The following is a 14047-nucleotide window of genomic DNA, read 5'->3' on the forward strand; positions in this document are numbered from 1 at the left end:
TCAAGAAATATAGACATTGTATACATTATCCCAACAATCTAGTATTGTATTTCTCATCTGCATAAGATGGGAAATACTTTGCTGTGAACCAAGCCAACACAGAGTTAATACAAACTAACATACCCACTCCACCGCGCGTTTATTTCTCTAGTCAGAGCAAGCGCTCTGGTGCCCTGTTACAGGCTATGCGCGCTATCCAGCACCTTAGTCACCTCCCCCTCTATCGCTGCTGGCTATGGTATCTGGGTCTATCCTCTCCATCTTGATCAGCAGACTTCCATCTGGCAGCTTGGTGTGCCAAAGCCTGTATCGAATTGCGAAGGCTATTACAATCAGCCTGAATTCAGCGCTGTCAGCCCAGATCTAAAGCATATTGCCATCGTCTGGAGTAGAAAATAGCAGCACGAACAATCCAAACTTTATTATCTAATAAATCAAAAAGATAACAATAACAAAGGAATATTAACCTTGATAATTAACACACAGATGGCTGAAGAGTTAACCTTAAAAAAGTCGACTTCTACTCCCCACAAGAAAACTAGGCTGACTCGCCTGATAACCGCCAGCCTTATCTGCTTGAGTCTCCCCGCTCAGCTCGCCTTGGCTGCCGAACGTTGGCAAGATCACACCCTCTTTGAAGTAAACAAAGAAGCTCCCCATGCCAGTTTTTTTCCATACAGCTCTGTGAGCAATGCCGCTAAAGATGAATACAGCAATAGCAGTAACTTTCTAGATCTTAACGGGATCTGGCAATTTCATTACGCCAAAAATCCTAAATCCGCGCCTTCCGATTTTGCCAGTGCCTCTTTCGATAAGTCAGGTTGGAGCACCATTGAGGTTCCCGGTAACTGGGAAACTCAAGGCTATGGTCATGCCATCTACTTAGATGAACGCTATCCCTTCACTACGACCTGGCCAAATGCACCAACCGAGCACAATCCCACAGGCAGTTACCGACGGGAAATAACCTTGCCCGATAATTGGCACGCAAAGCAGGTCTTCTTCCATGTAGGAGCCGCACGGTCCTCCTTCACCTTGTTCGTCAATGGCAAAGAAGTGGGTTATAGCCAAGGGGCTAAGACTCCAGCCGAATTTGATATCACAACTTACCTAAAGACAGGTAAGAACCTGATCGCGATGAAGATCATCCGCTGGAGTGATGCCAGCTATCTTGAAAGCCAAGATATGCTACGCATGAGCGGCATAGAAAGAGATGTATATCTTTACGCAACTGAGCAACAGAGAATTGCCGATATAGATGCAAGCTATCGGCTCAGCGTCGATCTTAGCCGCGCCAATATGGCACTGACACTCAAATTAAAGAATCACCATAAAAAGCAGAGAGTATCCCTAGATTACCAACTCTTCACTCCCACAGGCATTGAAATCGCTAAGGGAACTAAATCACTCAATTTAAACGATGAGAGAGATGAACTATTCAAGTTTGCTGTTAAGCAGCCGCAACTGTGGAGCACCGAAACACCAGAACTGTATCAGCTTATCATCAGCCTAAGAGACAAGACTGGTGAATTACTCCAATCCAGTAGTCAGAAAATAGGCTTTCGCCATATCGAAATAAAAGGCGGCCAACTACTGGTCAACAACAAGGCCATCACGATACGCGGCGTCGACCGCCACGAAACCGATCCAGAAACTGGCCATGTGGTCAGTCGTGAGAGCATGGAAAAAGATATACGCTTGATGAAACAAAGCAACATCAACGCAGTGCGCTCGAGCCATTACCCTAACGATCCATACTGGCTGCAACTCGCTGACAAATATGGCATGTATATCATAGATGAAGCCAATATCGAGTCCCATCCTCTGGCGATCGATGAAAAGACTCAGCTCGGCAACGAGATGAGCTGGCTGCCGGCCCATAAGGCCAGAGTTGAGCGTATGCTAGAGCGTGACAAGAATCATCCCTCCATCATCATCTGGTCATTAGGCAACGAGGCGGGCGAAGGAAAATTATTTGAATCTCTTTATCATTGGGTAAAACAGCGAGATCCCAGCCGTCCAGTACAGTATGAACCAGCAGGCACACAAGCCTATACCGACATCGTCGCCCCCATGTACCCGTCCATCGAACGCATAGAAAAGTATGCAAAAAACCACAGCGACAGGCCACTGATCATGATCGAATATGCCCATGCCATGGGTAATTCTGTGGGTAATTTACAAGATTACTGGGATGTAATAGAGCAGTACCCTAACCTTCAAGGTGGCTTTATCTGGGACTGGGTCGATCAATCACTGGCCTTTACCAATGATAAAGGCCAAAAATATTGGGCCTACGGCAAGGATTATGAGCCGGATATGCCTACTGACGGCAACTTTCTCAATAACGGCTTGGTGGATCCCGACCGCAACCCCCATCCACACTTGAGCCAGGTAAAAAAGGTGTATCAACCCATTGGATTCGACAACTTCCACATAGATACCGCCGAGGTAAAATTTACCTTGAGTAACAAATACGACTTCAAAGACACCTCGGGCCTAGCGCTTAGCTGGTCACTGCAACAAGATGGCATATCGATCCGCAGCGGCCAGATGAAGATGCCAATCATTCCAGCCAATGAGAATAAAACTATTGAGCTTAATCTCGCATCTAAGCAAACACTAAATCTCGATAAACGCTACGATTATCACCTGCTCGTCACCGCTCTGGTCGATAGCCCGCAACCCATGTTGCCCTCAGGCCACAGATTGGCTTTCGAGCAGATTAAGATCCAGCAGGCTTCACCTTCAATTAGCGAGTTCGACAAAAATAGCCGTATTAGCGAACAAGATGATTTATGGCTGCTTAGCCAGAAAGATAACAGTTATGCCATCTCGAAGGATACAGGCTGGCTAACCCAAGTGAACACAGGCGGTGAATCTCAGATAAGCGCGCCCTTAATGGCAAACTTCTGGCGAGCACCGACAGATAATGACCTAGGTAATGGCCTGCCTAAGTGGGGTGATATTTGGCAAGATGCTGCCATTGAGCTTCAACTTGAGTCTATTGAACAGATCAAAAACAAGGGCCTTAGGGTGATCCAAGTCCACCCTACACTCGGCTTCAGCTTAATCAGCCTCTACCAGCTCAATACCAAGGGTGAGCTAGTGATAAAGAGTCAATTTAAACCGGGTGATAAGGTGCTAGCGGATCTTCCCAGATTTGGCTTCAGCACTCGACTGCCTTTCGATCGACGATTTATGAGTTACTTCGGTCGTGGACCGGAAGAAACCTACGCCGATCGCATCACGGGCAATCCACTCGGTTGGTATCAATTGCCTATCGAAAAGCTGTACCACCGCTATTCTCGCCCACAAGAGACAGGCCAACGCACTCAGGTACGATATGCAGCCGTAACCAATAATGAAGGTCGCGGCTTAATGGCCATCGCCGCTAAAGAGTTACAGACCAGCTTATGGCCCTTCTCTCAAACCGATATCGACTTTAGATCCCATCATGCTCAAAGCTCGGCTTCGGGGTTAGTACCAGTCACTAAAAACCATGGCGCAGAGATCCCAATTCGGGATTTTGTGACCTGGAATATCGATTACAAACAAATGGGGGTTGGCGGTGATACCTCATGGGGTAGACCGGTACATAAGCAATATCATATTCAGGCCCAGCCCATGCTCTTTGAGTTTAGACTTGTGCCCATCGATTCCAGTAGCCAACTGCAGCAGCTAGCCAGAGACTAGTTAAAATCTGAGTATTCCTGTTGCCTTAGACACTGGTTTTAACAACTGGTTTAATAGCCACGGGCTTACTCTAGTCTAAAAAATATTAGTGTAAACATAGAATAAGAAAAGGAAATCAAGATGGAACAGATCATTCAACTGGTCATATTTTTTGGCCTAACGGCGACGGTGGGACTCATTACCTATCTAAAATGCCGCAACATCAAACGAGATGCCAACGACAGTAAAGATTACTTTTTAGCTGGCGGCGGCCTAAGTTGGGTGGTCGTAGCAGGATCCTTGATGATGACAAACATCAGCGCCGAGCAGATAGTCGGCATGAATGGTGCTCAGGCATTGCTCGTTGCCTGGTGGGAAATCGGTGCCGCCATCGGCCTGATCATTCTGGCAAAATGGCTCATCCCTATCTACTACAAATATAACTGTACGACCACCACTGAGCTGCTGGAGCGCAAGTACAATGATAAGGGCATTCGAGCCATGGTCTCGGTGCTCTTTATGCTAGGTTATGCCTTCATCTTGTTACCTGTGGTGCTCTACACTGGCTCTCTGTTTATGAAGTCTATGTTTGGCCTACAGATATCCGTCACCATGTTGGCCATTATCTTCGCCGTTGTTGGCGCCGTTTATGCCATCTTCGGCGGCCTCAGAGCCATTGCCATATCAGACACATTAAACGGCATAGGCCTGATAGCCATGGGAATTATTGTCTCTTACTTAGCCATGAACGCTATTAACTGGGATCTCTCGGGTATCCCGGTTGAACGCATCACCCTGATTGGCGATGATAATTCAGACATACCCTGGCATACCTTGCTAACTGGCATGGTGTTCATTCAGATCTTCTATTGGGGAACCAATATGGTGATCACCCAAAGAGCGCTGGCTGCCAAGTCTGTCGAAGAAGCGCAGAAAGGTCTTTACGCCGCGGTGGTGATGAAATTAATTGTGCCTTTCATTGTTGTGCTCCCTGGCATTGTCGCCTTCAAGTTATATGGTGATGTGGGCGATGTCGCTTATGGGAGGCTGGTTGGTGACTTATTGCCATCTTGGTTATCCGGCGCCTTCGCCGCAGTGATTGCAGGCGCTGTGCTAAGCTCATTTAACTCTTGCCTTAACTCGGCGGCAGCCCTCTATACTTGTGATATTCACCAAAACTACATCAACCCAAATGCAGACGTGCGTAAGATAGGCACGCGTGTAGCCTTAGTCTTCACCTTAATCTCGGTCGCTTTGGTTCCTATTTTTGCACAATCTGAGAGTATCATCTCCTTGCTGCAGCAACTCAACGGCCTTTACTCTATGCCTGTGTTAGCCGCTTTTATCTGTGCCTTGGTGTTTAAGAATGTTCACGCAAAAGCGATCAAGATTGGCCTAGTCTTTGGTGTACTTGTCTACGCCATATTCACCTTCGTTTGGAGTCCTTTTCACTTCATACATATGATGGCGATCACCCTGTTTACGACCATCTTAGTCACCCTGTTATTGAGTAAATTTGTCTTCGGAGACCAAGTGATAGCGCCTGTAGCAGTCACAGAGAGCTAGGTCTAATCGATGACACTCATAATGTCTTGATGAAAAAAGAGCGAACTTAGCTAGCTGAGCTAGTGAGTTGTCGCTCTTTATTCTATGCTGAAACTTATCCCTAAACCGACGAGTTAACCTATGAAAAGATGTAAAAATCAGCCCAAACTTATTGATTGAGCCATTTTGCATAAGAATGTCGAAAAACTCAGTTACAGCCCCGTCTTACTCATGCTATAAAAACCTATGTAATATTTATTTACATATTTAGCTGGTGATACATAAACTAGATACCAAGCAAGTAAGATAAAGCGGCCAACAAGTGCCGTATTTAAACTTCTGCCTAATGGCAGTTATTAAGCAAACTATTTTATAAGGGAAGCTTTAAAGCATGTCGAATCCCGCACAGCGCGCGAACAAATTATTTGTGCAAACCTTTGGCACAACTGCAGACGATCTTTACCTGGCTCCTGGTCGGGTTAACTTGATCGGAGAACACACAGATTACAATGATGGCTTTGTCTTACCAGCAGCCATCAATTTTCATACGGTTATCGCAGTCAAACGTCGAGATGATGATATCTATCGCGCCGTATCAGATGCTTTCCCTGGGGACATTAAAGAGTGGACCTTCGGTCAGGAAGGCAAGATGGATCCTGATGATGGCTGGGTTAATTACCTTAAAGGATTCACTGCAGCGATGGCAGTTACTGGACTCACAGCTAAAGGATTAGACATCTCAGTTGTTGGTAATGTGCCGTTAGGCGCAGGCCTCTCATCGTCGGCGGCCTTAGAAGTAGCCTTCGGCACCGCTGTCAACGATTGCAGCCAGCTTAGGCTTTCGCCCTTAGCGGTAGCTCAGATGGCTCAGCGCGGTGAAAATCAATACGTCGGCTGCGCCTGCGGTATCATGGATCAGATGATCAGCGCCCTAGGTGAACAAGATCATGCCCTGCTCATCGATTGTGAAGACTTAGACAGTGAGCCGGTTCATATTCCTGACAGTTTGAGTCTTATCATAGTGAACTCAAATGTGCAGCGTGGGCTGGTGGACTCGGAATACAACCTAAGACGTGAACAATGCGAGGCCGTCGCCGAACACTTCGGAGTTGAGAGCCTCAGGCACGTAGAACTCTGCCAACTTGAAGCGGCTAAATCTGAACTGTCCGATGTCTGCTATAGACGTGCACGGCATGTGCTGACCGAAAACCGCAGAACCCAACATGCCAGCCATGCATTAGAAGCCGGAAATATAACTAAATTAAGCGAGTTAATGGCACAATCCCACGCCTCTATGCGTGATGATTTCGAAATCACTGTGCCAGAAATCGATACCTTAGTCGAAATCATCTCACGAGTCATCGGCGAGCGCGGTGGCGTGAGAATGACAGGTGGAGGCTTTGGTGGTTGTATCGTCGCCTTAGTGGATCACGCCTTAACTGATGCAGTAGTCGAAGCTATTGAGAGTCAATACGCGACTAAAACAGGATTAGAAGCCACAGTTTACCTCTGCTCCGCTAGTGCTGGCGCGACACGAGTAGATGAAGAGGTTTATTAAAAATAACTAAGATGACTAGAGTTAGCTCCTAGGCCTTAGGGCCTAGGAACCAGAATTTTGACTGCACATAATTCAATTTAAGGATATCCCATGGTACGTTTTCGCCCGCTAGACTCCTGGACCGATCCTCGTGGGGGTCAAATTGAACGTGTCAGGATAGATAATGGCATCATCGCCATAGAAGTCTTGAGTTTAGGTGGCATCATACGCTCTTTATGGACTCCAGATCGTCATGGCGAGCGTGGAAATATCGTGCTTGGCTGTGACTCTATCGAAGATTACCTTAAACAAGACGCTCACTTAGGTGCCATCGCCGGTAGATATGCAAATCGTATAGCCAATGGCAGGATGAGTTTCGGTGATGATGAATATCAGCTTGATATCAATCAGGCGAGTCATTGCCTCCATGGAGGGAGCGAAGGTTTTAATCGCAAGCGCTGGCATATGGGTCAACTGCCAGATGGTGTTCGTCTTAATTTAGTTAGCCCAGATGGCGATATGGGATTCCCAGGGATCTGCAATGTGCAGTTAGATTATCGATTAGTTGGAAATAATCTCTATATGGAGATCTTTGCCGCCGTCAATAAACCTTGCCCCATTAGCTTGACTCAACATAGTTATTTTAATCTTGAGGGTAGCGGTTCAACGAACAACAGAGGTCATCAATTACAGATAGAGACCACCAGCATGCTTGCTCTGGACGAGTCAGGTATTCCCACTGGAATAACAGATACTTCGGGTTCTCTGCTGGATTTTCGCCGCGCTAAAGCCTTCTCTATCGCCCAGGATAGTGAGGAGTTTGTCTCCACATCCGGGATAGATCATTGCTATCTAACGAACTGTTCGGGGGCAGAAATGACTCGCTTTGGCTGCCTTAGCGCACCTGAGTCCGGCAGAAGTATGACCCTATATACCAATCAGCCCGGTGTACAGGTTTACGGAGCAAATTACCTTGGTGGCAACCCGGGAAAAGGTGGGCAAGCGCTAAAATCCCATCAAGCCATTTGTATCGAACCCCAACAGCTTCCTGATGGTGCCAACCAACCCACTCTCGAGGCCGATCCCTGGATAAAACCTGAAGAGGTTTATCACCATATCAGTCGCTATGAATTTAATACGTTTTAAGATGGAAAAGCGCCTAGGCTTTAGACCCTAGGCGCTTACATTCTTTCGACAGGCAAGTGTTGAGAAAATTATTCTTCGAGCCCCCCAGACCAGCCGTTAGCAAACTCTCTGTCCAGACTCTCAGAGCCAGGCTCATTATCTGATGAGTCACTGGCGGTCTCATCTTGCTTTTTCGATTTAACTTTGGCCTTAGCCTTGGTAATTAGCGGCTTATGCTTAGTAGCGTTCGCCTCAACCCACCCTTGATGCTTCTCCATAAATTCTGAACGAGCCGAGTCCCAGGCTGCACCATAAGTATCTTCTGCCGCCTTAATCCTTGCCTTATCGAGATCATGCAGATTTCCCGAGACTATCTCTTCGGCGTACTCAATTATCGTATCTCTCACCGCATTATAGAGGTAGATACGTCCCGCTTGAGCTTCAGGAAACTGCTTGTCATGAATCACAATGACATTGCCTCGAGCGGTTCTTAATTCGCCATACCATACTGGTGTTTTTGTTGTGTTATACATATATGCCAATACCCTTAAATCAACACATACAGGAAGAAGTCTGTTCGTCACTAGCCACTTAGACTAATAACACCCAATACGATCATCCGGTGTAGTTTCGGTCAACAAGTACAAATGTTTGCCCATGATAAAAGAAAATCACCTTACTTTTTCCGTAAGGTCGCCCTGTGATCTGAACATCTCAGTCAATATCGAATTTAGCTTAAAGACACAGTTATTCAAGTTTTTCTGTGTAAAAAAAATTTAATCTACAATAAATAAACCATGTGCGCGGCTTTCTTAGACTCAGCCTAAATAAAAGGAAAACTCATCATAATTACATTCAAATCAGCATCAGTAACAGCGTCAAACTCAATTACTTAGCCAAAAAGTAAAGCCAGTAATGACGAGTTTGAACTAGCCAGATGACAGTGAGATTTCAATGAGACTACAAAAATATTTCAATCGAACTCTTCTCCATGGACCGCTAACACTATTTTTCCTCTGTGGCGACCCGACTCCATTAGTCGATGCGCACTAACACAGTCAGCGAGAGAGAACCTCGCCGATATATTAGGCACTAGCTTATTGGTGCTAGCTTCACCTTCTTGAGTCATATTCAATAATGGCCAAACTTTTTTCCGTAACTCCGCGGCAATACTTGCCTTAGCTTCTACGCTCTGCGGCCTCAATGTGGAGCCAGTCCAAGTGATGCGCTTAGCCATGATCCTGAATATATCCACTTGCGCCTGTGACCCTCTTTGCATTGCAACAGATACCATACGCCCATCGACGGCTAACGCCTTCAAGTTCTGGTTAATAAAATCACCACCAGCAATATCGAACACCACATTCACCCCCATATTTGAGGTGTATTCCATCACAGGTTTAACAAAATCATCCTGATAGTTGAGGGCTAAATCCGCCCCTAAACTCAGACAATAATCACATTTATCATCACTACCCGATGTGGCAATGACTCTAGCACCGAATGTTTTAGCTAAGGCTATCGCTGCACTACCTATTCCGCCAGAGCCGCCATGAATGAGCACCGTTTCCCCAGATTTCAAACCCGCTCGCATAAACAGGTTACCCCACACTGTGAAGAAAGTTTCCGGGATAACGGCTGCTTGCTTCAAAGTCCAGCCCTTGGGGATAAGTAAGCAATGACAAGCATCTGTCGCCACGTACTTGCCATAACCTCCACCCGGCACTAAGGCCGTAACCTTGTCACCGAGTTGCCATTGGCTTACTTCATCTCCAAGCGCGCAGATTTCTCCCGCCACCTCTAGACCCAAAATAGGGCTAGCATCCTTAGGCGGTGGATAGACTCCCTTGCGCTGAGCGACATCAGGGCCATTGACACCGGCATAGGCCACCTTGATTAATACCTGGTTTTTAGCAAGTTTGGGCAAGATAGAACGCTTGAGAAACATCACACCAGCGTCGCCGGGATGATCGAAATCAACATGAAGATAATCTTGGGGTAGTAAGATGTTTGACATAGTCGTTTGAGGTTTCTATTTATGCTCTCTTATACATACACCCCTTAATGACTCGAATCAATAGATCCGAAGTGAGTGATTTCCATCTCTGGATCCAATGGCTGTTCCATCAGTAAATTTTTAGCATTAAATGCTACTTTTTTATGGACTTTAAAATTAAATTAAAATCAATGAGTTAAATACCTACTTAATAGAACCAATCTAATTACGAACAAAAAACGATCAAATTTATATTGTATATTATATTCCGCACCTATATTGTTACCTTTATGTTACACCGTCAACCAAGGAAAGTGTTGCATCTCAGATGTCATGCATGTGGTCGCTTCTTTATCTACAAGATTAACAAGATCTGCTCAGCAGACAGTTATCTCCAGAGTCAATTAGGCCTCTGGAGCAATCAACAATAATGGAGACCCCATGAAACTTAATACCCTGGTCGTCGCACTTGGCTTAGCAACAAGCTTCAGTGCAATGAGTAATACACAAGTGAGCCAAGATGAGAGTAATTTAGACTCGAGTCTAGTCTCTACATCCTTACCTTCATCCAATTTATCACCGACTCTAGCCTCAAGCCTAACCGGCTCCCCTTGGGTTAACACTGCATCGACATTCGCATCGCCTGGCCCTATTGGGCTAAGTGGCCCTATGGCTGCTACTGGTTGCAGCGCATTTATCGGCCTTAGCGGCAATGCTCTGGTGACTGAACTTGCGAGCTCAGATCCTCAATGTGTCAGCCCGCTCTATAACTTAAAAGGCCCGGACGCCACTGCGTTATTTAGTGAGTCTAATATGCGCTCTGTCGCCGCAGCTGTGCGTGACCGTGCACCTGCTTATACCGGAGTTGATTCTACAGGTATCGAATCGTTGATCTATTTTCAGCGCGCCGCACTCTATGTGCAGTTCTATAGTCCTAACGATGTACCGGTCTATTCGAGCGCAGTTAAGTCTGATGTCAAGACTCAGCTCACCAGCCTCTTCAACAATGGCAACATCTGGACCGTCTCAACGGAGAATTCTGGTGTTTTGAAGGAAACCCTGATCCTCATCGACTCCATTGGACTCGGCGCCGATTTCAATCACATCACCAAAGAAGTACTCACCCGCTTTGATGCCAGCTGGGAAGTTAACTTCGGGATGAATGCCGCCGCAAACTCGGTTTTCACGACCTTGTTCCGCGCCCAGTGGGATGAGCCCATGAAGGCACTCTATGCCACGGACCACACCATTCTCGATGCCCTGAATAATTTCCAATTAGCCAATCGTCACCTAGTCGGTACCGATGCCGAATATGTACTAACCAATGCTGTTCGTGAGATGTCTCGTCTGTATCACATCCCTGAGATGAAAAGTCGAGTCACCACCTTAGTCAAGGCCGTACTCGACAGCAGCAGTAAGAATGATGCTTCGAAAGTGGTCTGGATGGCCGCGGCCGAAATGGCCGATTACTACGATCGCAGTAATTGTAACTACTACAATATCTGCGGCTTCAAGGCGCAGCTTGAGGCTGAAACCTTAACCTTCAATTGGGAATGTTCTTCCACATTGAAGATGCGTGCTCAGAGTATGTATCGAGATCAGGCGAATTGGGCATGTGGCGTGTTAGGTACTCAGGAAAATTACTTCCATACTAAGCTGGCCACTAACCGTACCCCGGTCGCAAATGACAACAACAGCGCCTTAGAGCTGATCGTATTTGACAGCTCCAGCGACTATCAGTCCTATGCAGGGACTTTTTTCGGTATCGCAACCAACAATGGTGGCATGTATCTAGAGGGCTCGCCTGCCGGACTTAAGAATCAGGCACGCTTTATTGCCTATGAGGCCGAGTGGCGCAGACCCGATTTCCATATCTGGAACCTACAACACGAATACGTGCATTACTTAGATGGCCGCTATAACTTGCAAGGTGATTTCAGCCGCGGGATCTCGGCTGATACCATCTGGTGGATCGAGGGCTTAGCCGAATACATCTCTTACCGTGATGCCAACACGACGGCAATCACCTTAGGTGAAACCGGAGAGTTCCCACTTTCAGCTATATTCAAGAATAACTACAACTCAGGCCAAGACCGTATTTATCGCTGGGGCTATCTGGCGGTTCGCTTCATGTTTGAGAATCATAAAGCCGATGTGGATCAAATTTTAGCCTACCTGAGAAATGATCAATATACTGAATATCAAACCTTTATGGATGGTATCGGTACACGCTATGACAACGAGTGGACCGGCTGGCTAACCAGTGGCTTAAGTACAGTAGATAACGGCATAGTCGACCACGGTCCATCCGATACCGCCGCTCTTCTCAGTGGTACAGAAGGTAACTGGACAGGTCCGGTTTCGACCATAAGTAAAGACTACTCGCCATGTACCGTAACCAGTGAAGCCTATCGCTACACGCCTGATGCATCTCTGGTCATAGATCAACCCATGGAGTGTATCGACTCGCAAAATGGCAGAGCCAGCTTTGCCTTTGCCAATGTCGACAGAACTAACCAAACCTTATGGATCAAGACAGGCGGCGGCTGGGGTGATGCCGATATCTACTACAGCACCACAGGTTGGGCGAGCGGTGAAGTCAACGATGGCTTCGGCATAGGAAATGGTAACCATGAGGTAATTCAGGTCACCCTGAATCCGAATGAGTATTGGCACTACCTGACACTCTCGGGTGAATTTGGTGGAGCTAACCTTCTTGTCAGCACCACAGAGGTGTTTGCCGATCCAGATCCGGCTCAAGGCGGTGGAACCAATCCAAACCCTAATCCAGATCCAGCTCCCGACTGCGGCGCTGCGACCATGAGTGATGGCCAGCTAACGTTCGCTAAAGAAGAGTGTATCAGTGGCGGTAGAAGCAGCTTCTATGTTTTTGTAGAAGAAGATAATACTCAGCTAACCATCACAATATCGGGTGGGATCGGCGATGCAAGCCTGTATTACAACGCTAATACCTGGGCCGATGCTAACAATGCTCATGCCCGCTCTACAAACGCAGGTAACGAAGAGTCTATCCAAGTGACAGCCAACCGTGGATGGCGTTATATCGTAGTCGATACCGATACCGAGTACAGCGGCACGACCATTAACGTTAGCTTAGGTGGCGGCACTATTCCGCCAGTTACCCCACCAGCTACGGGTAACATCAGTGATGCCTGTCAGACACTCAACCCTGTGAGCGATGGACGACTCGCATCCGGTGAAGCAATCTGTACAGCCGATGGCGTGAACTACTACACCATGTGGGTTGATGCTGGTACCACAGAGCTGACAGTGAGCACAGCTCATGGAACAGGTGATGTGAGCCTATACGGTGGCACTAGCTGGCCTAGTGCTCAGTCTAACTCGGCATCATCGACTAACGCGGCGAGTACCAGTGAGTCATTCACTGTGACTAACCCAATCGAAGGCTGGTACTACATCACTCTACAGAGTGAACAAACCAGTTCGGGTGTGGCCATTCAGGCAGATCTGAAGTAATTAATGAAGGAACCTAGCTTCTAGAGTTTAGGAGCTAGGTTTCTTATCTGGAGTTATAATGAAAATACTAGCCCCTATAACCCTGCTGTTTATCTTCAGCAGCCCAAGTCATGCGGATCAAACCTCTCATCAAGAAGCTGCACAGTCAGTATTAGATGCCACCTTCGCTCAAGACGTGATCCCCCAAGCCATGTATCAGCTTAAAGCCAGTTACGCTCATCTGGTTAAAGATCTGCCCTTAAAGAAAGACCATAGAGAGATTGAGACCAAGTACAGGGAGCAGGCTTTCGAACTCGCTAACAAGCGGCTAAACTGGGAACGGATCCAACCTGAGTTTATTTCTCTCTATACCAGCACTTACAACGAGCAAGAGCTAAAGGATATTGCCGCCTTCTACCGCAGCGAGACAGGCAAAAAGTATCTGAAAAATATGCCCACTACGTTAAGACAATCCAGCCAGTTAGTACAAGCTGAGATGAGGAATATCCAGGGCGAGTTCAAACAAATCATCACTCAACTCGAGCTCGCTAGCGGCATTGAGAAGTCCCATACCCCTAGCCAATCCACTAGCGGCCACCAACACTAATACCAATCGGTATAACACCAGTGTTCCCAGTTTTTAAAACCCAAAAATAACCATTAAAAAAGCGGCCCTAAGGCCGCAATCTAAC

At 46.9% G+C, this 14047-nt stretch carries 9 protein-coding genes; 7 read left to right on the top strand and 2 right to left on the bottom strand.

Annotation, left to right across the window (positions count from 1 at the left end; translation table 11 throughout):
- Positions 1 to 168 precede the first annotated feature (168 nt).
- The 5 genes from sps_RS14385 (at position 169) to sps_RS14405 (ending at position 7903) form a co-directional block, all read left to right on the top strand.
- On the top strand, positions 169 to 399 hold the full coding sequence (locus sps_RS14385; protein WP_077753164.1) for a hypothetical protein: 231 nt from the start codon (positions 169 to 171) through the stop codon (positions 397 to 399).
- Between the two features lie 69 nt (positions 400 to 468).
- Positions 469 to 3696, top strand: a complete 3228-nt coding sequence (locus sps_RS14390) for a glycoside hydrolase family 2 TIM barrel-domain containing protein (RefSeq protein WP_335695427.1) — start codon at positions 469 to 471, stop codon at positions 3694 to 3696.
- A gap of 120 nt (positions 3697 to 3816) precedes the next feature.
- Positions 3817 to 5241 (top strand): solute:sodium symporter family transporter, encoded by a 1425-nt coding sequence (locus tag sps_RS14395; protein ID WP_077753165.1) that lies wholly within the window; start codon positions 3817 to 3819, stop codon positions 5239 to 5241.
- Positions 5242 to 5611: 370 nt separating this feature from the next.
- Complete coding sequence (galK, locus tag sps_RS14400) at positions 5612 to 6778, top strand: galactokinase (protein ID WP_077753166.1); 1167 nt, start codon at positions 5612 to 5614, stop codon at positions 6776 to 6778.
- Positions 6779 to 6868: 90 nt separating this feature from the next.
- On the top strand, positions 6869 to 7903 hold the full coding sequence (locus sps_RS14405; protein ID WP_077753167.1) for an aldose epimerase family protein: 1035 nt from the start codon (positions 6869 to 6871) through the stop codon (positions 7901 to 7903).
- Positions 7904 to 7971: 68 nt separating this feature from the next.
- On the opposite strand, the gene sps_RS14410 is transcribed toward sps_RS14405, so the two are convergent.
- Both sps_RS14410 and sps_RS14415 read right to left on the bottom strand, forming a co-directional pair.
- Positions 7972 to 8415: a hypothetical protein gene (locus sps_RS14410; RefSeq protein ID WP_077753168.1), complete on the bottom strand. Its 444-nt coding sequence runs from the start codon at positions 8413 to 8415 to the stop codon at positions 7972 to 7974.
- Positions 8416 to 8855: 440 nt separating this feature from the next.
- The gene (locus tag sps_RS14415; RefSeq protein ID WP_077753169.1) at positions 8856 to 9899 is read right to left on the bottom strand and encodes a zinc-binding dehydrogenase; all 1044 of its coding nucleotides are present in this window, start codon (positions 9897 to 9899) and stop codon (positions 8856 to 8858) included.
- Between the two features lie 420 nt (positions 9900 to 10319).
- Between sps_RS14415 and sps_RS14420 the strand changes: the two genes are divergently transcribed.
- On the top strand, positions 10320 to 13376 hold the full coding sequence (locus sps_RS14420) for a M9 family metallopeptidase (RefSeq protein WP_077753170.1): 3057 nt from the start codon (positions 10320 to 10322) through the stop codon (positions 13374 to 13376).
- Between the two features lie 58 nt (positions 13377 to 13434).
- Entirely contained in the window at positions 13435 to 13962 is a 528-nt protein-coding gene (locus sps_RS14425; RefSeq protein ID WP_077753171.1) for a DUF2059 domain-containing protein, read from the top strand.
- Positions 13963 to 14047: the final 85 nt, after the last annotated feature.

Source organism: Shewanella psychrophila (assembly GCF_002005305.1).
Taxonomy (GTDB): domain Bacteria; phylum Pseudomonadota; class Gammaproteobacteria; order Enterobacterales; family Shewanellaceae; genus Shewanella; species Shewanella psychrophila.

What these genes read in the sequence shown, in the direction of transcription:
- sps_RS14395 (WP_077753165.1), top strand. Translation starts at nt 3,817, where the DNA reads ATGGAACAGATCATTCAACTGGTCATATTTTTTGGCCTAACGGCGACG.
- galK (WP_077753166.1), top strand. Translation starts at nt 5,612, where the DNA reads ATGTCGAATCCCGCACAGCGCGCGAACAAATTATTTGTGCAAACCTTT.
- sps_RS14405 (WP_077753167.1), top strand. Translation starts at nt 6,869, where the DNA reads ATGGTACGTTTTCGCCCGCTAGACTCCTGGACCGATCCTCGTGGGGGT.
- sps_RS14410 (WP_077753168.1), bottom strand. Translation starts at nt 8,415, where the DNA reads ATGTATAACACAACAAAAACACCAGTATGGTATGGCGAATTAAGAACC.
- sps_RS14415 (WP_077753169.1), bottom strand. Translation starts at nt 9,899, where the DNA reads ATGTCAAACATCTTACTACCCCAAGATTATCTTCATGTTGATTTCGAT.
- sps_RS14420 (WP_077753170.1), top strand. Translation starts at nt 10,320, where the DNA reads ATGAAACTTAATACCCTGGTCGTCGCACTTGGCTTAGCAACAAGCTTC.
- sps_RS14425 (WP_077753171.1), top strand. Translation starts at nt 13,435, where the DNA reads ATGAAAATACTAGCCCCTATAACCCTGCTGTTTATCTTCAGCAGCCCA.